This is a genomic window from Candidatus Sulfurimonas baltica (assembly GCF_015265455.1).
GTDB lineage: Bacteria > Campylobacterota > Campylobacteria > Campylobacterales > Sulfurimonadaceae > Sulfurimonas > Sulfurimonas baltica.
On record NZ_CP054492.1, the window covers coordinates 523,263 to 543,195 of the forward strand.

The following is a 19,933-nucleotide window of genomic DNA, read 5'->3' on the forward strand; positions in this document are numbered from 1 at the left end:
GTAGTTTAAAGCTTGATTTAATAACTAGTTATTATTTCAGTTTACTATGCGGTTTGTCCCAGAAACTATCTTCTGGTTTATTTTTATTCATATTTTTAAAATATTTTTCATCTGTTCTTGCAATCTCTGCACGAATAAGGTTAACAATAGCTTTTTGAGATGCAATAGGCTCTGGAAGTGCACAGTACTCACCCTCTGTAAGCTCATCATTAAATTTTTCTTCATCAAAGTTTTTACCAATGTATTTACAAATATATTTTAAATCTCTCTCCGCATTGCCTAAACATGAAGTTGCACCCGGAGATGGCGTCATGTTGAAAATTAGACCCTCTCCCGTAAAGATAGAAGCCTCACCTAGCATCAATTTTTGTTGCTCTTTATCTAAAACTTGTGGACGAACACCACCAAAACCAGGAGCATAGTTGAATTCATCAAGCTTAAGCCCAGGTACAATTTTTCTAGCATCTCTTAAAAATAGATACTTATTGAAAAATGGAATCTCATAAAGAAAATTTCTAAAAAGATAGTTACGGATATCACTCTCTTTTAGAAGTTTCCACAATGCTGTAGCAATTTTTGTGTCAAATCTAAGAGTTTTCCAGAAGTCCATGTATGTTCCGCTTTTGTAACGCTCTAGTTTTGGCAGAACCAAAGCAGTTGGTCCAAAACGGGTGTTTCCATCGGCAAGTACATCTGGGTCACCATGAAGAGCTGCAAATGGGAGTTTCGGATTTTGAACCATGTATACTTTTCCATTTAAGAGCTTTTGTTCAGTCATATAAAAACTGCCCGCAACCGGTAAACAACCTAGTTCTAAACCAAAGCCCATTCTGTGTGCTAAAAACAAAGAGTGTGCTCCGGCATCTACAACAACAAAATCTGCATAGTAAGTATCGTTAGCAGTTTTAACAACATAACCACGTTTTTTACTTTTTTCTATGTCTAGAACTTGAGTATTTAAAAATAGTTCAACATCAACATCTGATTCATGTTTGGCATTTTCTATAAATGACTTTGATAGTTTTCCAAAATCAACGGTCGTCCACTGATCTTTTGTACCAATAGCAACAATATTTTCTTTTCTCTCATTTCCATCTTTATCAAAAACAACACGAGGCTCAAGCTCTTTTAATCTCTCTTTGCTCCATACCTCTAAATATGGGAATAGCTCAGAGAACTCTTCGTAGCGGTGAAGTAAAAACTCAACCTCTTTTTCCCCAACACCCAAAGCCATTTTTTGGTGTGAAAATATTATCTCATTTTGATAATGGTGTTGAAGGCAGTATCTCTCAACCATCTTTGCAGTACGTTTTGTAACTGCCGCTTTTTCCAGAGTATAGTTAGTTTCAATATCCCCAACATGCATTGTTTGAGAATTTCCTTTTGGACTAGAGTTTAAAGTTGCTATATCTCCATACTTCTCAATTATACCAACAGACTTAATGTCAGTATATCTTGCAATCTCGTATGCTAATGCTGTCCCGGAAACGCCAGCACCTACGATAATAACTTCAAAGTTCTTTATTGCCATAATAATTCCTAATTTTAAATATAATTGTCGCAATTGTAACAAACTTATTATAAAATGCCCGCATGCAAATAAGAGAACTAGATTTAAAAGAGCTTTTCACCGCCTATGAAGTTGTATCTCAACTTAGAACAAAGTTGTCATATAAAGAGTTTGAAGACTTGATTTATGACATGAGAGATATGGAGTATAAAATGATAGGGATTATGGATGGGGAAGAGCTAATCACCTACGCAGGTGTTGCCGTTTCTACTAACCTCTACCATAAAAGACACCTGTATGTTTATGATTTGGTAACAGATGTAAAGTACAGAAATAGTGGGTATGGAAAAATGATGCTTGAATATTTGCTAGATTATGCAAAGATGGGGATGTGCAAGAATATAGTTTTATCTTCAAGTTTTGAAAAAGAGGATGCGCATTGTTTTTACGAAGCAAATGGCTTTAGTAAAAAAAGCTTTGTTTTTTTTAAAAAAACTTACTGAACAAACTTTTTAGTTGTTTTGGTGTTACATGTAACACCTCTAGAGTGTGTTTATAAATATCTTTCTATCGCTAAAGCTCCATGAAATACACCTAGAATATCAATGGTCTCAGTATCTTTGATAAGATAAGCAATTCTATAATGTCCATAAAGCAAGATTCTAACTTCGTTATTTGAATCATTTTCGTATGCATAACCAACTTTTGGGAATGTAGATAAAATTTGAGTTTTTGTAAAAATTTCATTTACAACTTTTTTAGCTATTTTAGGATTGTCTTGTGCAATATAGTCATGGATGTCTTTTAACCAAAAACTGGCTTCATCAGTCCAGTTGATAGTTACCATTGTTTGATTCTATGTTCCATTTCTTTACTTGAAATAGTTTTTCCATTTTCAGAATCTTCTAAACCTTTTTTTATCATTCTATCAAAAGCAAGTTCTTTTATGATTTCATCATATGAAGTGTCTGTAGGTAGTGAGTTTATGATGTTTTTTGCCATAATGATTGGTGCAGTCATGATTAAGCCTTAATTGAATTATGAATAAATTATAGCAAAACTTAAGTGAAAAGCACTTAAGTTTTTATTGCTACCATTATTCATTCTTTGGTAAGGTGGAAATTCAACCCCTGAGGTTTATTCTGTAAGTGTAAAGGTAGATGTTAAATAACTGTAATTATTTAAAGCTCAAAACAGAATCTTTGAAATATTTATTTGGTACAACTAAATCATATTTAGGTGTGCTTTCTATACATTTTATTCCCCTTGTGAAGAGGTTATTGTTACTAGCTATAAGAGTAACTTTATTATCTTTAAGCTCACCGAGATAAAAATAATTTGCTTGATGAATCCCTCCCATCACTTTATTCCCAAGATAGAGTTTAGTAGAGGATGCCTTTCTTGTGACAATTTCATCTTCACCACAATTAATAAGATGATGATGAATTAAACGACCTTCTTTAACTTGCTTACTTCTAATAATAAAAAAAGAAATCAAGGTAATAATAACTATAATAGAAGTAATAATATATAAAGAAGGTATTTGATAGATTTTCTTTACCCTTTCACTTTTTACATTTTCAATTTCAGGTTGCTCTTTTTTCTTTTCATTTTTTACAAGTAAATAAATATTAGCACCATTAATAGATACAGTTATAAATATCCAAAAAGCACTAAGGAGAAAGAAAAACATCTTTATTGCTTCACTCCCACCATGACCTAATCCAGCACCAAGCATTATAAGTGCAGCTGGAATACTCCAAGGTAGCCCAATTATGACAGGAAGAAGTGATAATAACACTAAGTGTTGTATATCTGCAAGAATAATGTATATACTAAACCCAACAGTAGGTATGCTCAGCCAAAAACCACTTATGATATACCATATATATTTTTTTATTTTCGTTATTGGTTCAACATTCTGTTTGTCTATTGAATCTATATGCTCTTTCTCATTGCTGTTATCATTAGTGTTTTTGTACATAGTATATCCAGCAATTGTAAGAAAAATTCCTATGAGAAAATTAATCCAAGATGCTCTAATCGCTAGATTGTAATTACCTTCTAATGCTAAAGCAAATCCATTCATTATTCCAAAAAACAAAAATGAAACACCAAAAATAAAACTGAATCCAATTGTCATATATCTCATAAAAGCTACATAATTCAACTATTTATTAAGTAAACATTATAGCAAACAATATTCATATATTAAAAATTAACTACACCCCGATAACTACGCACCTGAGGTTAAATCTCTACTATTTAAAAAAACTTCTTAATAAGTCCATCCGCACCACCAGATGACTTAGAGCTTGTGTTAATTCCATCTAAAGAGTTTTGCTTAGAGTTTAAAAGTGAGCTTATGTCTCCTATGTCTGTACTAACCCCAGAAGTTGAGCCTGTTGCTTTGCTCATCACACCAGCAGTTAGTTTCTTCTCAAACTCTTTGGCTGTTTTTGTTGCTACTGAAGATAAGCCTTTTGATAGTTGTTTGTCTAAGTCACTTGCGACTTTTATAGATGGTTTTTGTATATCTCCATCTAGTGCAATATCTATTTTAAAACTTGAAATCTCCGATAAAAGCTCATTAACAAGTTTTTGGGAAGCCATTTTTAGTTGAACTTTTGTTACATTAACCTTTGAAGTAGCATCTATATTCATATCTTTTATCAGACCGTTCGTTGTAGCGTTTAAAGAGATATTATCCATACTCAATGCTTGCATATCTAACTTGTCTACTTTATATTCAGATACTTTTATGTCGAAACTTGTTTTCGCTAAATCACCCATTCTGTTGTCAATTACATCGGCAATTATATTTTTGTAGTTTGCACTTTTTGCATCTACATGTATAACCATAGGTTTCGTGTACATTTTTTGGTTTGTTGAAAAATCTTTCATAGTTATCTCAAGGTTGTCGCTCTTTAGTTTTAAACCTATTTTTGCATTTTGTATCACTACACTAGGTGTATTTGAGAAATTTGCAAACTTAATCCATCTTCCTTGACCGCGAGGTGGCACTTGTCCTTCTATTTCTGTTTCTTCGCTTGATTTCATATATGGTTTGAGTATTTCATAGTATTTTAACGCTGTTTGTATATGTCCTCCAACTTCATCATTTATAAGTGCACCAACTATATTAGCTCCACCATTAGCATCTAGAGAATACTTTTGTTTTAGTCTTGAAATATCTTGTTTTGGCAAGTCTTTAAGAGCAGTTGCATTTTTTTGGATTCTTTTTTGGTCAGCGTTAAAATCTTTTTGCAAGTTTTTATACTTAGCTTTCAAGTTTTTGATTTTTGATTTTAGTTTGTCTAAATCTTTTTTCGCGGTCAATATTTTGGTAAAATCTTTACTTTTTAAAACATCTTGAAGTTGTGAGGCATCTCGTTTAATATCTTCAACTTCATTTGAGTCTTTAAGCTCGGCAGATATTTTGCTCCACTTTTGTTTCTTCAACATCAGCCTTAAATGCTTTCGCCTCTTCAATTGACTGTAGTTTTTCTTTTGCCAAGATGTCATCAACATTAGGCATGGTAAAAGGGTTTGACATGTCAGATGATTTTTCTTGTTTATCACTTTGCTCTTTAGTTGTTTTTGAAGAAGAACTTTCAGAGTATGCTTTAGCTGCACTTGCTCTTTTTTCATCAAAAGACAGAGCATCTACATGTAGAGTCTCAATAAATGCTTTTTTTTGAATAAGTGCAGAAAAACCAAGGTCAAAATCAATCTTGTTTAGCTGAACTAAATTGTGTGTTAGTTTGTCTTTATCTGCAATTTCTATCCCTGATATCTCTACATGTAGATTGAAAAAGTCAGAAGAAAAACTTTTGATATTTACTTGAGTTTCAAGAGCACGAGAAAGCTCTTTTTCCATTGTACTTTTTACAAGTGGGTCAAATAAAAAAACAAAAATAATAGCGATTAAAATAACAGAAACTTTAAAAACACCAATTCCCCACCAGCGAAAAATAGATGTATTTTGGGCTTCTTCATTAAAAACACCCATCCACTTTGTAAACTTCCATTCATTTAGCTTTTGTCCTATTTGCACTCTGTAAAGAGTTATAAGCTTGTTTAAAATCATCATCATAGGCACTACTAAGATTAAAGAAACAACTAATGCACCAGTAACTAAAGTGTAGTTAAAAGCAGACCATTTCCAGATTGTAGAATTATACATGTCAGTAAAGATTGAGTTTAAACCTTCACTTGTTAAGATGCTGTAACCAATAGACTCAAAAAGAGGGTCAAACAAATATCCAACACCACTAAAAATTAAAGTAAATACTAAAAATAGACTAAAGTTTATATTTAATACTAGAGATATGAAAAGGATAAATAATAGTATTAGCGTAGAAGATGGTAAAAACCCTGAAAACATTGCTAAAACAATGGCTCCTGATATTTGCCAAGATTTGCCTGAAGAGTTTAATGCTTTAAATAGTTTTTTGATTGTTTTATACATGTCTATTCCTGTTGGTTTTTTTTGATTTTATATTGTAGCACAACACTTTTTAAATTTCTTCCCACTTCCACATGGACAACTTTCATTTCTCTGTACTTTAGAGATGATTTAGAAGGAAAAATACGAGTAAAATTAAGCTATGTTGAATGGGGGGGGGGTGTTAGAATACTATTAAATTAATTTTAAGGAAGAAAAAAATGGTTGGATTATATATTCAAGATAATGAAGGGGGCAAGTTTGTACTCACAAAGGGAGATTCAGATGAATATCCAGATTTAAAGCAATGCGACAATCAAGGGGAATTAAAATCGTTAAAACAAGACCGAGAGGCAAAAGATACTGCAAAAAGATTGTATCAAGAGATAACAGGAAATATGTATCCAGCTAATGGTAGCAATACTCATAAAGTATTAAAGCATTTATTTAGTAAAGTGATAGGAGAATAATATGAAAAAGATATTAATCTTACATATACTGCTTATATCCTTCTTATATGCAGAACTATCTGTTGAAGAAAAAGTACTTCAATTTACTGGTTTTATTAAGGCAGGTAATCCTTTAGATAGATCATTTTGTATGGTGGAATTCGTGGCAAATGAGCCTTTACCTATGCTAGAAATTGTTAAGAAGCTAGATACTGATAAAAAATACAAGAAGAAACTGACGCAAAAGCTTGATGTTAGCTGCTATAAAGATAAACCTTTCCGAATAGACTATTCAGGTAATTTGAAGAATATGTGTCAACAAATTTTTACTGTAGATGGAGTAAATTGTCCAAAAGAAATATTTATGATGGCAATGCTTCAAGGCTGCGACACGATTTCAACAACTACTTCTAAAGAACTACTTGTTGGGAAAAGAGCTTTAATGTTTGAAAAAGCTGATCCATATTACAATGAAAATGAATGTTTTGCATTCAATGCAACTTTAACACAAAGGTTAGATAAAGATACGGCATTATTTTCATCAGATAATGGTGTTTTCTTATTAGAATTACTAAAAGATAAGTATAGTGAAGGTTCATCATATATTGGAGTGGCTAGGGGTACGGGAATGTATAAATACACAACTGTGTTAGGATCAAAAAAGACTATACCTAAAGGGAAGATGCTTTCTTTCAAAAAAAACTAAAACAAGTTAAACTATTTTTTTTTATTTTGAGACTGTATAAACAATGCAGTCTCTTTAATGGTCAATTAAAAAATCTAAGCACAACACTTTTTAAATTTCTTCCCGCTTCCACACGGACAACTTTCATTTCGTTCAATTTTAGAGTTAAAAAGTTCACCATCAACGTATAACCACATGTCATCTTTGAAAATAAAGTTACTCTTCTCATGTAGTACATTAATCTTTTCATTTTCTTTGTAATAAGCCTTAAATTCAACTATATTTTTTTCTACATGTAGAACATCAAGTTTTAGCCACTCGACAGAGTTGCTAAACTCTTCTATCAGTTTTGCATCATCTACATGTAGATTCTCTTTGAGGGCTGTTTTTAAAAGATAAGCACTATCTCCCTTTACATAAGCACTATATCTGCTTCGCATTAACTCCTCAGCAGAGTTTGCTTTTGTTTTAGAATTTATAATTGCTCCACAACACTCATTATAATCTTTTTTATTCCCACATATACAGCTCATAAGTTTTCCATTTTTTTTTGTAATCCTACCACAATACAGCAGGTATTAACATATAAATTTGTATTATTCAAATATATTATTTAAGGTTTTTTAATGAAAATAAAATCACTATATATATCAGCACAAGAAAAAGATGCAGGGACTATTTTTGTCTCCATGGGGATGATGGAAATACTAAAAAGGAACATTGACCGCGTTGCTTTTTTTCGCCCCATAATATTTAAAAAAGATAAAAAAGATAATGACATAAGCTTAATATTGAAGCGTTACAACATTGATATGGACTATGAGGACAGCTATGGCTTTGATATAGACTATGTTGAAAAAATGATATCAGAACACAAAACCAATGAGCTTATAAACCAGCTTATACAAAAATTTAAAAAACTTGAAGACAAATATGATTTCGTCCTTTGCGAAGGTGTCCGCCGTTCTTTTTTAACAACAACAATAAACTATGATCTAAATATAAAAATAGCACAAAATTTTGGTTCAGCAGTCATAAATATTATCAACGCAAAAAACAGCACAGTCTTGGATGTATATGAAAATATACTTATAGAAAAAGAAAATCTCAAAAGTGAGGGGTGTACTCATTTCGCAACATTTATAAATAGACTAGATAGTGAAAAGCATAAAAACTTGCAGCTTACTCTTAAAAGCAGTGATAAAAATTGTTATCTTTTAAAAGAGGTGGCAGAACTTGACATGTTGACAATTCAAGATGTAATAGAGGGTATTGGTGCAAAGAGTGTTTCTATGAGGGAGAAGGACCACACAAGAATAATAAGAGATGTTAAGGTTGCGGCACTTACTCTAGATAATTTTCTACAATACCTTGAAGAGGATGATTTAGTAATTGTCCCTGCCGACAGGTCCGATATCATCTTGGGACTATTCGGCTCTCTTTACTCTAATAATTATCCAAACATATCTGGGATAGTCTTTCCATTTAATATGAAAGCCCACCCAAATATCAATAAATTGCTCGATGGGCTAGATGGCTTTAATATTCCGATAATGAGCATTGATACAAATACATATGAAACAGCTAGAAATATTTCTAAAATATCTGCAAGAATTAGAGTGACAAGTGAGAGAAAAATAGCTCTTGTCCTTGGTATGTTTAATGCAAATACAGACATAGAATCAATAGAACGGAGAATTACCAGTACTTACAGTACAACAATGACACCTGTAATGTTTGAGTATAAACTTTTTGAGATGGCACGTTCTAATAAGAAAAGAATTGTTTTACCAGAGAGTAAGGATGAGAGAATATTGCGAGCGGCAGAGATTATTATCCGTCGTGGGGTTGCAGATGTAATACTTCTTGGTAATGAGAAAGAAGTAAGAGAAAACTATTTGAGACTAGGGGTTGATTTAAGTGGTGCTACTATAATTGATTACATGAACTCAAAACTTTTGGATGAGTTTACAGATGCCTTTTTTAAGCAAAGAGAAGCAAAGGGTTTAAGTAAACTTGCGGCTAGAGATGCAATGCAACACGTTAATTATTTTGCAACAATGATGGTTCACCTGGGATATGCAGATGGGATGGTAAGTGGTGCAATCCACTCAACCGGTGAGACAATCAGACCTGCTCTTCAAATTATAAAAACAACACCAGACACCTCTGTGGTCTCTAGTGTCTTTTTTATGTGTCTTAAGACAAAAGTTTTAGTCTACGGAGATTGTGCTGTAAATCAAGATCCGGATGCAAACACTTTGGCACAAATAGCATATTCATCTTCTAAAACGGCAGAAGCCTTTGGAATTAAACCTAAAGTTGCAATGTTGTCATACTCAACAGGCGAGAGTGGAACAGGAGCTGATGTAGATAAGGTAAAAGAGGCAACTAAGATTTTAAAATCTTTACACCCAGAAATTTTAGTTGAGGGTCCTATACAGTATGATGCAGCAATAGATGCTGATGTTGCAGCCAGCAAGCTTCCAAATTCAAAAGTTGCAGGAAAGGCTACGGTTTTTATTTTCCCTGATTTAAATACTGGAAACAACACATACAAGGCTGTTCAGCGCTCAAGCGGTGCTGTGGCAATAGGTCCTATACTTCAGGGTTTGAATAAACCTATTAATGACTTAAGCAGAGGATGCTCAGTTGATGACATTGTAAACACAGTAGCAATTACAGCAATTCAGGCAGGGCAAATAAAGTGAAAATAGCAGTAATAAACTCTGGAAGTTCTTCTATTAAATTTCAGCTCTTTGACATGAGTGAAGAATTAGTTTTAGCAAGTGTTTTGGTTGAAAAAATAGGAGAGTTCAGTTCTTCAACAACATTGAAGCACAATGATAAAAAGGTTGTAATTACCTCAGTTATAGAGAATCATCACGAGGGGTTAGAAAATATTATTACTCTATTGTCCCAAAACGATATACTTAAAAGCTTTTCATCGTTGGATGCAATTGGGCACAGAGTTGTTCATGGCGGTGAAGAGTTTAATAAATCAACTCTTATTGATGAATATGTTATGAAAAAGATAAAAGAACTTATACCGTTAGCTCCACTGCACAACCCTGCAAATTTGGATGGGATTATAATCAGTAGAAAAAAAGCACCGTTTGTTAAGCAGATAGCTGTTTTTGATACAGCATTTCACTCAACTATGCCAAAAGAGGCCTACATGTATGCATTGGATTATGAGATGTATGAAAAACATAAGATAAGGCGATACGGTTTTCATGGAACATCACACTCTTATGTATTAAAACAAGCAGCAAGAGAGTTAAAAAAAGATGTTGATAAGCTAAACATAATAACTCTACATCTTGGAAATGGTGCAAGTGCGTGTGCAATACAAAATGGAAAAAGTATAGATACATCTATGGGATTTACTCCATTAGAAGGTCTTGTTATGGGAACAAGAAGTGGTGATATAGACCCTGCTATTATCATCTATATGCAAAGAGAATTGGGGATTAGTGTTGATGAGGTGGATAATCTTTTAAATAAAAAATCTGGTTTACTTGGTATTTGCGGTAGCAATGATGTAAGAAGCATATTAGATAGTGATAGCGAAAAATCAAAATTAGCACTAAATATGATGATAAGAAGAATTAAAAAATATATTGGCTCGTATATGGCTCTTTTGGGTAGAGTAGATGCTATAGTTTTCACAGGCGGTATAGGTGAAAATTCTCAGTACATAAGAGATAAAGTTTTAGACAACCATTTAGCAGATGGAGTTAAAATATTAGTAATAAAAACTGATGAAGAGTTAGAAATAGCTCGTGAATGTATAAAGGTTTTAGAAAAATAGATAACTTTGTGTTAAGTTTTTAGAATAGATAGAAAAAAAGAGTAGTAGACTGCCAACAAATGTTGGAGTCTACGGCGCAAAACCTATAGAGGTGTTACGTTCTCGGCTTGAGGACCTTTTTGACCTTCGCCAACTTCATAAGTTACCTTTTGACCTTCAGCAAGAGACACACGTCCTTGACCTGTTCTGTTTACTTGACGAAAGTGAACAAAAATATCACTCCCACCATTGTCTTGTTGAATAAAACCATAACCTTTTTCTTCGTTGAACCATTTAACTGATCCGTCTAGCAATTCTGCCATACTGTTGTACCTCTTTGGTAAAAAATCACTTCTATTGAAGCGGAGTCTGAAAATGGAGAGAGTCGTTTGTCTAGCAGAATATACTAAAAGATGTTCTCACACGCAATTCTTTCATCGCGGTTATTATAACTTAAAATTTTAAATTCACAAAATAAATCACAAAATAAATCACAAAAAAATTAAAAAATTAATTTAAGTTAATTATATGTCGATATTTATACTTAATAAATATTAGTGTAAGCTAGTGTATTGTAAATAATTATAAAGGATTTGTTATGCAGATTTCATCTAATGTGGCTACTTTAAGTAGCACTGGTAAGCCGTCGGCTATTAAACCTCTTTTTACAGAAAAATTATCAAAAGACGAGGTAAAAGAGATAAGAGAGCAGATTCAGCAAAATGCTAATGCAATTGCTTTTAACTCTACATCAGTACAAGGTTCGATTTTAGGTTCTAGTGATAGTTTTTCACAAGATTACAAAGATTTTCAAAGTTTTTTGAGCAATATTGGTTACGATGGAAAGCCTATTGCTGAACTATCTCAAGAGGAAGCTACAGCACTTGTAAGTGAAGATGGTTTTTTTGGAATAACACAAACATCTGAGCGTATTGCAAACTTCGTTATAAATGGATCAGGCGGTAATGAAGATATGTTGCGAGCTGGTAGAGAGGGGATGATTGCAGGTTTTAAAGAAGCTGAAGCTATGTGGGGAGGAAAACTTCCTGAAATTTCTCAAGAAACAATGGCAAAAGCAATAGAGATGGTAGATAAAGCCATGTATGACTTAGGTTTTTCTATAATAAATAAAGAAGTTTAGGCGGGAACATCAATCCTGCTCGGCTCTTCTTTTTCGTTGTTGTTCTTCTCTGCCTCACTTTTGTAAGTCTCTTTACCTAACAACTCGTTTTGAATTTCTTTTGATTTTTGTTGCTGAGCTTTCATCATCATTACTCTGGCACTCGAAGCAACAGCAAAGTCTTGACTACTTGGATCTGAAGGAGCCATAGCTGATGCTATAACCGCCATAGCATTGCGTATAGATTCATCAGGAGTTGAGCCTCCGCGCATAGAGACGCTAACTTCTCCACCTATGGCATACATTTTGCCATCAGGACCTTGCTGATAAGTGTAAGAAGCACCACCGGTTGCTGCACCTCCAGATTGATGTGCCGCTTCATGCGAACGAACTTCCATATCTCGTGCTTGCAGGTCTCCGACAAGTCTCTTCTCATCTTGACTGAGCTCTTTGCTTGATTTAGACTTTTCTAATTCTTTTTTTTGGGAGGTGTTCTCTTGTTTTTTTTCGTCTGTAGTTTTATTTTTTCTAAGCGGGTCATCTTCATAAACCAATATTTCATCTTTATTAAGCTTAATAGAGTAGTTTGAGCCAATATTGTATAAAGTATTTAAACCTATTTCCATAATATTCATTGTACAGTCTTGGAATTTAAACATTGCTTTTATAAAAGAGCTAATTATTTGATATTATTGCATTAACAAAAGGATAATTTATGAAGTATGAGTTAAAAGATGATTACATAGAGCTTTTTAAGCTCTTAAAGGTTTTAGATTTAGTTGATAGCGGAGCACAAGCTAAGATGCTCGTTGGCGATGGACATGTAAAGAGAAATGGTGAAGTTGAGCTTAGAAAAAGAGCTAAAATAATTAAGGGTGATATTATCGAGGTTGCTGACGTAACTATTGAAGTATGTTAATCTAGACTTTAGAATAATTAGCAACTAGATTCTGGATCAAGTCCAGAATGACGGAATTATCGTTATTTTAAGGCGGAACTATCGTCATTCCAAGCTTGACTTGGAATCTAGTTTATGAATTATTAAAAAAAGCTCAATTATAAAACAGTAGAGCTAATTAATCCAATAAGTCCACCAAAGACTATAATCCCTACTTTCTCAACCCCTTTCAATCCTCTGTAAATCCCTACAAATAGGGTTTTGAATGACACTTTCGATTTAGCTGTCTTTTACAGTTATTAGCACTTTTATGCTATTATTATGCAAAATGTAGTAAAACTTTGTAGTAAAATAATACGGCTACAAGGTGTGTGCAGAGAATCAAAAATTTTACTACATTAGATTTGTAGTAAAAAAGGTAAAAATGATGGGTTTTAGAAAGTTAAAAGGCAAAAAATACAATAGTATCTATGAGTATTTTAAAGACTCCGATAAAGATAAAAGAACTATTGCCTATTACATTCAATACAGAGATATTGACAACAATCCAAAAAAAATCAAATGTGATGCAAGAAACAAAGATGAAGCTCTAAAAATCTTAAATGATAAAAAAGCTGAGATTGCAAAAGATAGAATAGCAATACAGAAAGATGCTTCATTATTACATCAAAAAGTCATGAACAATAATCTGACATTAGAGGATGTTGCAAAACTTTACTTTCCAACAAAGACAGCTAAAACGGTAGATATGATTAGTTCGGGTTTTTATAGCCATATTAATCCAACATTGGGAAGTTTGAAAATATCAAAAATTAAAACAGATGATATAAAAAAGCTTAGCGAAGAGCTTAAAAAGAAGCCAGCTAAAAGAGGTGCTCAATCTAAAGCCAAGAGTGATGCCTCACCACTTAATCCACGAACAGTAAAAAAACAAATTAGTAATCTAAGAGCTTTGTTTAATTGGGCAATAAAAGAGGGCTATGTTGATAAAAATCCTGTTGTTATCAAAGATATTATTAAAGTAGATAACAATGAGCCTGGACGAGTTATGTCTGATGATGAACTTGAGAAACTATGGAATTTGGATGAATTTATACTCAAGCCAAGATTGCTACTTTTCTTAAAAGCGTGTTATCACACAGGAGCAAGACCTTCAGCAGTTATGGATATACGAGTAAAACATATAAACTTTGATAAAGGCATAGTACATATTAAAGCAATGAAGCAAGGGAAACCGTATGAAGCTAGAGTAAGTAAAGAGTTGTTGGATGTACTTAAAAGCTGGATTAGTGAGCATGAACTTGTTCATGATAACTTTATTTTTTATCCTTTACAGTTGTATAAAAAAGCAACTACTGATAAAGAGAGAATAGCTATAAAAAACCGTTCAACGAGATATCAGGGGTATGCTGAACTGTTAAGAAAAATATTTGACATACATTTCAATCAAAATATAGGTCCTTATGATCTTGCATATAGAGTGACAGTTTACACAATGCGTAGAACTGCTGCAACTAATGTGTACAAAAGATTAGGGATTGTACACGCAAAACGATTTTTAAACCACACAGAGATTGATACAACAATGAAATATTTGAATATAGATGATGATATGGAATTGGTGGATTATGGATTATAATTTAATAAATAATACTACTAAATACTGTATTTGCGGAGTTTTCAAAAAATATATTTATAAAAGAAGAGTTTTTTAATAGTAATAAATAGCACCGAGTTGGCACTGAGAAGATGATTGACTTTGTCTAGTTAAGATTTATCTAAATTGTATAGCTTATATATGCGTTACAAAGAGTAGTTTTTGAACGAAAGAAAAGTTAAGTATGCATCACCAAGCGTGGAGCTTGGTAACGAGGGAAAAATGGTAAATCTTCTGGTTATATTTTTTGAAAGGATATTGGATGAAGCTTTAAATATTTTTCAGAATATAGCTGAGATATAAGTACTTTTGGGCTTAAAAGAGCTTTAATAACTATATATTCTGAATGATAAAGGCTTTAAAACACTGAAATATACCCCTTTATTGTACTTATTCAACTTAGTATCAGACAGTTGATCACTTAAGCCACAGCAAAAGTGCTAATGAAAGAGTTTTAAATCTTACAAAAGAATTATTATACTGATTATTCTTGCGCGATATGAAGACAACAGAGAGATATAAAAGAAGACCTCAATAAGATGGCTTTTTTAAGTATTTGCATGGTAAATTTTGAATCATTTCAGAAATAATAAAACTTATATATACACTCCCATGCTTTAAGCATGGGAGTGAGTAATATACTAAGCTCTAATCTTTTATACAACGAACAGGATAACCATCTGCTCGACCTATATGGTTTGGATATGAGTGATTAGTGTAAAAAAAGAAGTCATAAGAACCTGAAAAATTACTAGAACTTGTCCAATAATATCCGAATGTACCTTCCTCCAACATCGAACCTCCTGAATGACCGTAACGATAACCAGCAGATGGTAGTTTTAGAAAGTGATTATATGCATCTAAACTAGAATTAGAAATATTTTCTAATCGTATTTCTTCTATTGTTGGTACCTTATATCCTATAGGACAAATAGATGTTCCATCTGTCTTAGACCAATTTGTATTCCTAATACTTCCATTGCTATCTACTGATGACCAATCAGCTACTGACCAATCAGTACCCTTAACAATAAAGTTTGCTCCTGCATTATTTACATCTATAGCCTGTGTCATAATTGTAGTACTAGTTGATATTTGATGACCATCAGTACCTCTACCCCATTGATAATAATCTCCATAACAAGCAGTATCATTATAAGCTGTACAAGCTTGAGATGCTCCTAAGTTTCTATCTAACCAAACTCTTCCTGTATATGGCGATATTGCAGTTTCGTAGACTAAGCCTTTCCAAGTATTTCCACTTTGAAATATAGTTAGTGTTTGTGCATTTACAGTAACTACAACTGTGTCCGTAGCAGTGGCTCCACCATTATCCGTAACCGTTAAAGTTATAGTATGTGTTCCCACTGTAAAATCTGACTTTGAAAAAGATACAGCTGTTGATAAAACAGTAGTTCCATCTTTCCATTCATGACTCGCAATAGTTCCATCACTGTCACTGCTTGCTGTTGCATCTAATGTTACACTTGTACCTTCTGTGACATTTTGGTCTGCACCTGCATTTGCTGTTGGAGCTGTATTATATTGTGTGGTATCTTGGATACAGCGAATAGAATGGGCTCTAGATCGTCCGTAACTACCAAATGACATTCCAACAGGACCGAAGACCAAGCCCCTTGAATAGGAAAATTCTGGTGAATTTACCCAATACTTTCCATCTGAAGCTTCTTCTCGAACAATTCCGTCTGTGTACAAACGCCAACCAGCAGCAGGAAGTTTTAAAAAATCATCAAAAATATTTTGTCTACCACCTAAACCTTCAATTACATCAGTAGTTTCTGCTTTTAATTCAACTTCTGTTGGTACTCTGTATCCTACTGGACATATACTACTACCATCGGTTGCTGACCAGTTAAGTAATCGTACACTTCCATTACTATCGGTGCCTGTCCAATCATAAGGATAAGATGAATTTTTTATATAATTATCCCCTACACTAGTAATGTCACTAGCTTGGGTAGATGTAATAGTAGAATTTGACTTCTCATGTCCATCAGCTTCTCTTCCCCATTGATAATAATCTCCGTAACATGCTGTGTCATTGTAAGCTGTACAAACCTTAGACGCTCCTAAGTTTCTGTCTAGCCATACTTTTTGTGTGTATGGGGATGTTACTGTTCCGTATGTTACTCCATTGTGAGCTATATAAGCTATTGTATCTATAACTAAAGGATTAGTTCCGTCTTGATACTCAAATAAATTATTTCTTCCATCGCCATCATTATCAAGTGAAGCATCATCAGCCAATGGGTCTAAACCATTTGCTATTTCCCATTTATCAGGCATACCATCATTATCATCATCTGTATCAATAAGATTTGGGATAGTATCTCCATCTGTATCAAACTCTGTGCCATCTACTGAAAATATTTCTGTATATAATTGTCCAGACTCGTATAAAACATTTAATGTATGCTCAGCTAAAAACATTTTGTAAGATGATTCAATATCTCGTTGCAAATTACTAGAAAATAAAGCTTCACGAACTTCATTTATTTTTCTAAACATATCAAATGCTCCATCTCCTGTAATGGATGCTAGATAATCTGATAGTCTAAAGTTATCACTAGAAGTTAAATTTATCATTTCAGTTTCTAATATATTATCTTCTTCTTCAGCCATAGCTCTTATTGTAAAAGTAGCTGCAATTTCAAGTATATTCTCTCTTGATAATTCATTTATGCTTGTAGCTTGGTAATTATTTTGTAAGACATATAAATTGTTTAAATATTGATAAAATACATCATCACCCATTAAAACATCGCCATTACTCTTATTTATAAAGTAATTTTTCAGTATATTGGAAAAGACTGGAATCATATCTGACGCTGGCTTTTCTGGGGTTGTAACATAATCTATAGTACTTTCAATATATGCTTCAACAAGTTTATTGATATAGAACATTCTCATATCGCTGTTTGTCTGATGTCTAGTAATGTATGACTCTAATATAGTTTGAAGTTCTGTATCTCTAAACACTGTATAGCCACTCATAATAGCACTAGCCAAACTTGATGTTATATTTATTTTAGATGTACCAGAAAGAACTTGACCTAAAAGACTAGAACTTGCTATTTTAACAGAAGCTAATGAAGCACCTAGTGTTATTCCGTCTAGTCCTATACTGTAACTCTCTAGACCAGCAGCTACATAATTTCCATCTTGCAAATGACCCCAAGCATTATAACCCCCAATAATCATTCCCAATCCAGTTAAACCATTCGCAAAAGATTCAGAATTTTCAATATAGTTATCGTAAAAAAGCTTTTTCTGTGTAGCGTCTCCTGCTAAGGCATTAAATTGTTTTGCTTCTTCATCAAATCTAAATGCTTCTTTGATAGTGAAGGAATTCCAGTCAGATGATTGGTTAAATGCCACGCTAGACCTATAGTATAAAATATCAGCAGTATTTTTATATGCTGAGCTTGTATCACCTGCCATTGTTGCTAAAGTTTTTAATCCTTCCGCACTAGTATCAGCAAAGAGTTTGCTTATTGTTATTGTTCCAACTAAGTCTGCTATGGCTGAGTTTGCTTCTGGACTTGCAGTAGTATTAATTACAATTGGAGTGAAGTTAATATTAGGTCTATTTCGTACACACCTTACAGATGCTTCTTTATCTTTTTTACCGATTTCTTCTTGCCCAAAAAGATAGCCATATCCATACAATGAATTTTTCATATCTACAGCCCACGAATAAGCACCCGATATATCAGAAGCACTCGTCCAATAGCTATAATCAACACCACCTAGACTACTGTCTTCTGTAATAGTGTTTTGGAATGTGCTAACACCTTTTTCTTCCTGTATAAGCATTGACATTTCATCTAAAGTTGGAAGTTTCCAATTATCATAACCACCGAGTACTAGATTATTACAATAATCTATAGAGTTATAGAAGGTAGCTTGTTTAACATTACCTCCATTGTCATTATAATTATCTTGCCAATCTAAGTTGTTTTTATTATCAATAACTATACCAGTTATACTGTTTCTTTGATATTGATGTGGTGCCTCTTCTATCTCTGTACCTCTCACACATTTAACGATAGCGATAGAACCATCACTTTTTGTACCAACTCCTTTTATAGCACTGATTTTCCAAATATCATCATCTGTTGTGGTAGCTTTATCATAAGATGAATAAGCATGCATCCATTCCATAGCTATAGCACCTAATAAGCCTGTTGTATATTGTTCCTGAAATATATGATTTAATGCAGGCTCTTTTGTTAAATCAATTATAGATTTTAATTCTGTAAAATTAGGTACTCTCCAATCACTTAGACCTCCAAGTGTTAGTTCAGAACAGTAACTTTGAGCCTCTTCAATTGTAGCTGTTTTAATCTTATCTTCATTATCTGGATAACTGTCTTGCCACTCTAGTTTTGTTGTATTATCAACGATAATTCTATCACTTCTATTTAATAGTTCGTACTTAGGCTCAACTGAAAAAGCGATAGTCTTAATTGTCCCATCCCCAGCTTTATAACTAAAGCTATCATTACCAATAAAATCAGTATTTGGTGTATATGTATAACTTCCATCAATATTTAATGCAACTTTTCCATTTTTTGGTTGAGTTATAACTTCAAGTACCATATCACTTGCCGAAACTTGTTCCGCAGAGGCTGATTCTAAACTATTATTTACGATAATATGTTTAACAAAATCATCCATATGATTTTTTGCTTCATCTTCTGTTACCAAGGTAATATTAAGAGCATTCTCAATATTAGTTACAAAAGTATTACTAGCAAAGTTAGTGTCAGTTGGTAATAAAATAGCCTTTACTTCATTGACTTTTAGTCCGTTACTTGGATCACTGTCTATATCTAATGTTTGTAAAAGTCTAGCAAGATTAAGCGCAGATATATCATCGTCAGGAAATAATGAATAAGGTGTGATAAAATCATTTTGGGCTTTAACACTACCTATTACAACATCACCTATTTTAAATGTAACAGTATCACCCACATTACATGTGTATTCACCTTCGCTATTTGTTATACCTGCCTTACCTGATGAACAATCATAATTTAAACCTTCAACGGGACTATCAATAAATTGACCAGTCACTGTAGTGATAGCGCTACTATCGCTACTGCTACCACTACCGCCACAACCACTTAAGACTAAACCAAAAGCCAATAAAAAGCCAATAAATATATTATTTGTTTTCAAACTTTACCCCTTATAATTAAACAATGGATTCAGTATAGCTAATCATTGTTATATTTAATGTTACTCAACTTTCGCACATAGATTTCACTAAATCCACGAACTTAATTTGAGTATTAAAGCCCATAAATAGCCACTTTTTAGTATAATTTTGTCACCACAACATCAAAAA

At 33.0% G+C, this 19,933-nt stretch carries 20 protein-coding genes; 9 read left to right on the forward strand and 11 right to left on the reverse strand.

Annotation, left to right across the window (positions count from 1 at the left end; genetic code table 11):
* Window positions 1-31 precede the first annotated feature (31 nt).
* Window positions 32-1,531 (reverse strand): FAD-dependent oxidoreductase, encoded by a 1,500-nt coding sequence (locus HUE88_RS02635; protein WP_194370805.1) that lies wholly within the window; start codon window positions 1,529-1,531, stop codon window positions 32-34.
* Between the two features lie 62 nt (window positions 1,532-1,593).
* Here HUE88_RS02635 and HUE88_RS02640 point away from each other — a divergent pair, with 62 nt between their 5' ends.
* Complete coding sequence (locus tag HUE88_RS02640; RefSeq protein WP_194370807.1) at window positions 1,594-2,013, forward strand: GNAT family N-acetyltransferase; 420 nt, start codon at window positions 1,594-1,596, stop codon at window positions 2,011-2,013.
* A gap of 50 nt (window positions 2,014-2,063) precedes the next feature.
* Here HUE88_RS02640 and HUE88_RS02645 read toward each other — a convergent pair whose 3' ends face one another.
* From HUE88_RS02645 to HUE88_RS14140, 6 genes are all read right to left on the reverse strand, one after another.
* A complete protein-coding gene (locus HUE88_RS02645) occupies window positions 2,064-2,357 on the reverse strand; it encodes a type II toxin-antitoxin system RelE/ParE family toxin (protein WP_194370809.1) in 294 nt (97 codons plus the stop codon).
* Window positions 2,351-2,530, reverse strand: coding sequence for a hypothetical protein (locus HUE88_RS02650; RefSeq protein WP_194370811.1), 180 nt, complete (start codon window positions 2,528-2,530; stop codon window positions 2,351-2,353). The genes HUE88_RS02645 and HUE88_RS02650 overlap by 7 nt, the downstream gene beginning before the upstream one ends.
* Window positions 2,531-2,687: 157 nt before the next feature.
* The gene (locus HUE88_RS02655) at window positions 2,688-3,662 is read right to left on the reverse strand and encodes a hypothetical protein (RefSeq protein ID WP_194370813.1); all 975 of its coding nucleotides are present in this window, start codon (window positions 3,660-3,662) and stop codon (window positions 2,688-2,690) included.
* Window positions 3,663-3,775: 113 nt separating this feature from the next.
* Window positions 3,776-4,975, reverse strand: a complete 1,200-nt coding sequence (locus HUE88_RS13795; protein ID WP_229860132.1) for a hypothetical protein — start codon at window positions 4,973-4,975, stop codon at window positions 3,776-3,778.
* A complete protein-coding gene (locus tag HUE88_RS13800; protein WP_229860133.1) occupies window positions 4,932-5,981 on the reverse strand; it encodes a TIGR03546 family protein in 1,050 nt (349 codons plus the stop codon). The genes HUE88_RS13795 and HUE88_RS13800 overlap by 44 nt, the downstream gene beginning before the upstream one ends.
* Window positions 5,982-6,008: 27 nt before the next feature.
* Window positions 6,009-6,089 (reverse strand): SEC-C metal-binding domain-containing protein, encoded by an 81-nt coding sequence (locus tag HUE88_RS14140; RefSeq protein ID WP_194372489.1) that lies wholly within the window; start codon window positions 6,087-6,089, stop codon window positions 6,009-6,011.
* An 89-nt stretch (window positions 6,090-6,178) separates the two neighbouring features.
* Between HUE88_RS14140 and HUE88_RS02670 the strand changes: the two genes are divergently transcribed.
* Together HUE88_RS02670 and HUE88_RS02675 are read left to right on the forward strand one after the other, a co-directional pair.
* Window positions 6,179-6,427: a hypothetical protein gene (locus HUE88_RS02670; RefSeq protein WP_194370815.1), complete on the forward strand. Its 249-nt coding sequence runs from the start codon at window positions 6,179-6,181 to the stop codon at window positions 6,425-6,427.
* 1 nt (window position 6,428) lies between these two features.
* Entirely contained in the window at window positions 6,429-7,112 is a 684-nt protein-coding gene (locus HUE88_RS02675; RefSeq protein ID WP_194370817.1) for a hypothetical protein, read from the forward strand.
* Between the two features lie 74 nt (window positions 7,113-7,186).
* On the opposite strand, the gene HUE88_RS02680 is transcribed toward HUE88_RS02675, so the two are convergent.
* Window positions 7,187-7,624: a YchJ family protein gene (locus tag HUE88_RS02680; protein ID WP_194370819.1), complete on the reverse strand. Its 438-nt coding sequence runs from the start codon at window positions 7,622-7,624 to the stop codon at window positions 7,187-7,189.
* Window positions 7,625-7,717: 93 nt separating this feature from the next.
* Here HUE88_RS02680 and pta point away from each other — a divergent pair, with 93 nt between their 5' ends.
* Window positions 7,718-9,802: a phosphate acetyltransferase gene (gene pta, locus HUE88_RS02685; protein WP_194370821.1), complete on the forward strand. Its 2,085-nt coding sequence runs from the start codon at window positions 7,718-7,720 to the stop codon at window positions 9,800-9,802.
* Window positions 9,799-10,905: an acetate/propionate family kinase gene (locus HUE88_RS02690; RefSeq protein WP_194370823.1), complete on the forward strand. Its 1,107-nt coding sequence runs from the start codon at window positions 9,799-9,801 to the stop codon at window positions 10,903-10,905. Before pta ends, HUE88_RS02690 begins: the two co-directional genes overlap by 4 nt.
* A gap of 83 nt (window positions 10,906-10,988) precedes the next feature.
* Here HUE88_RS02690 and HUE88_RS02695 read toward each other — a convergent pair whose 3' ends face one another.
* Entirely contained in the window at window positions 10,989-11,207 is a 219-nt protein-coding gene (locus tag HUE88_RS02695; RefSeq protein WP_272872674.1) for a cold-shock protein, read from the reverse strand.
* Between the two features lie 275 nt (window positions 11,208-11,482).
* Between HUE88_RS02695 and HUE88_RS02700 the strand changes: the two genes are divergently transcribed.
* Entirely contained in the window at window positions 11,483-12,025 is a 543-nt protein-coding gene (locus HUE88_RS02700) for a hypothetical protein (RefSeq protein ID WP_194370825.1), read from the forward strand.
* On the opposite strand, the gene HUE88_RS02705 is transcribed toward HUE88_RS02700, so the two are convergent.
* A complete protein-coding gene (locus HUE88_RS02705; RefSeq protein ID WP_194370827.1) occupies window positions 12,022-12,630 on the reverse strand; it encodes a putative metalloprotease CJM1_0395 family protein in 609 nt (202 codons plus the stop codon). The genes HUE88_RS02700 and HUE88_RS02705 overlap by 4 nt on opposite strands.
* An 89-nt stretch (window positions 12,631-12,719) precedes the next feature.
* Here HUE88_RS02705 and HUE88_RS02710 point away from each other — a divergent pair, with 89 nt between their 5' ends.
* From HUE88_RS02710 to HUE88_RS02720, 3 genes are all read left to right on the forward strand, one after another.
* Window positions 12,720-12,923, forward strand: coding sequence for an RNA-binding S4 domain-containing protein (locus HUE88_RS02710; protein WP_194370829.1), 204 nt, complete (start codon window positions 12,720-12,722; stop codon window positions 12,921-12,923).
* Window positions 12,924-13,326: 403 nt separating this feature from the next.
* The gene (locus tag HUE88_RS02715; RefSeq protein WP_194370831.1) at window positions 13,327-14,541 is read left to right on the forward strand and encodes a tyrosine-type recombinase/integrase; all 1,215 of its coding nucleotides are present in this window, start codon (window positions 13,327-13,329) and stop codon (window positions 14,539-14,541) included.
* A gap of 180 nt (window positions 14,542-14,721) precedes the next feature.
* Complete coding sequence (locus tag HUE88_RS02720; protein WP_194370832.1) at window positions 14,722-14,862, forward strand: hypothetical protein; 141 nt, start codon at window positions 14,722-14,724, stop codon at window positions 14,860-14,862.
* A gap of 345 nt (window positions 14,863-15,207) precedes the next feature.
* On the opposite strand, the gene HUE88_RS02725 is transcribed toward HUE88_RS02720, so the two are convergent.
* On the reverse strand, window positions 15,208-19,764 hold the full coding sequence (locus HUE88_RS02725) for an Lcl domain-containing protein (protein WP_194370833.1): 4,557 nt from the start codon (window positions 19,762-19,764) through the stop codon (window positions 15,208-15,210).
* Between the last annotated feature and the right edge of the window lie 169 nt (window positions 19,765-19,933).

What these genes read in the sequence shown, in the direction of transcription:
- HUE88_RS02635 (WP_194370805.1), bottom strand. Translation starts at nt 1,531, where the DNA reads ATGGCAATAAAGAACTTTGAAGTTATTATCGTAGGTGCTGGCGTTTCC.
- HUE88_RS02640 (WP_194370807.1), top strand. Translation starts at nt 1,594, where the DNA reads ATGCAAATAAGAGAACTAGATTTAAAAGAGCTTTTCACCGCCTATGAA.
- HUE88_RS02645 (WP_194370809.1), bottom strand. Translation starts at nt 2,357, where the DNA reads ATGGTAACTATCAACTGGACTGATGAAGCCAGTTTTTGGTTAAAAGAC.
- HUE88_RS02650 (WP_194370811.1), bottom strand. Translation starts at nt 2,530, where the DNA reads ATGACTGCACCAATCATTATGGCAAAAAACATCATAAACTCACTACCT.
- HUE88_RS02655 (WP_194370813.1), bottom strand. Translation starts at nt 3,662, where the DNA reads ATGAGATATATGACAATTGGATTCAGTTTTATTTTTGGTGTTTCATTT.
- HUE88_RS13795 (WP_229860132.1), bottom strand. Translation starts at nt 4,975, where the DNA reads ATGTTGAAGAAACAAAAGTGGAGCAAAATATCTGCCGAGCTTAAAGAC.
- HUE88_RS13800 (WP_229860133.1), bottom strand. Translation starts at nt 5,981, where the DNA reads ATGTATAAAACAATCAAAAAACTATTTAAAGCATTAAACTCTTCAGGC.
- HUE88_RS02670 (WP_194370815.1), top strand. Translation starts at nt 6,179, where the DNA reads ATGGTTGGATTATATATTCAAGATAATGAAGGGGGCAAGTTTGTACTC.
- HUE88_RS02675 (WP_194370817.1), top strand. Translation starts at nt 6,429, where the DNA reads ATGAAAAAGATATTAATCTTACATATACTGCTTATATCCTTCTTATAT.
- HUE88_RS02680 (WP_194370819.1), bottom strand. Translation starts at nt 7,624, where the DNA reads ATGAGCTGTATATGTGGGAATAAAAAAGATTATAATGAGTGTTGTGGA.
- pta (WP_194370821.1), top strand. Translation starts at nt 7,718, where the DNA reads ATGAAAATAAAATCACTATATATATCAGCACAAGAAAAAGATGCAGGG.
- HUE88_RS02695 (WP_272872674.1), bottom strand. Translation starts at nt 11,207, where the DNA reads ATGGCAGAATTGCTAGACGGATCAGTTAAATGGTTCAACGAAGAAAAA.
- HUE88_RS02700 (WP_194370825.1), top strand. Translation starts at nt 11,483, where the DNA reads ATGCAGATTTCATCTAATGTGGCTACTTTAAGTAGCACTGGTAAGCCG.
- HUE88_RS02705 (WP_194370827.1), bottom strand. Translation starts at nt 12,630, where the DNA reads ATGGAAATAGGTTTAAATACTTTATACAATATTGGCTCAAACTACTCT.
- HUE88_RS02710 (WP_194370829.1), top strand. Translation starts at nt 12,720, where the DNA reads ATGAAGTATGAGTTAAAAGATGATTACATAGAGCTTTTTAAGCTCTTA.
- HUE88_RS02715 (WP_194370831.1), top strand. Translation starts at nt 13,327, where the DNA reads ATGATGGGTTTTAGAAAGTTAAAAGGCAAAAAATACAATAGTATCTAT.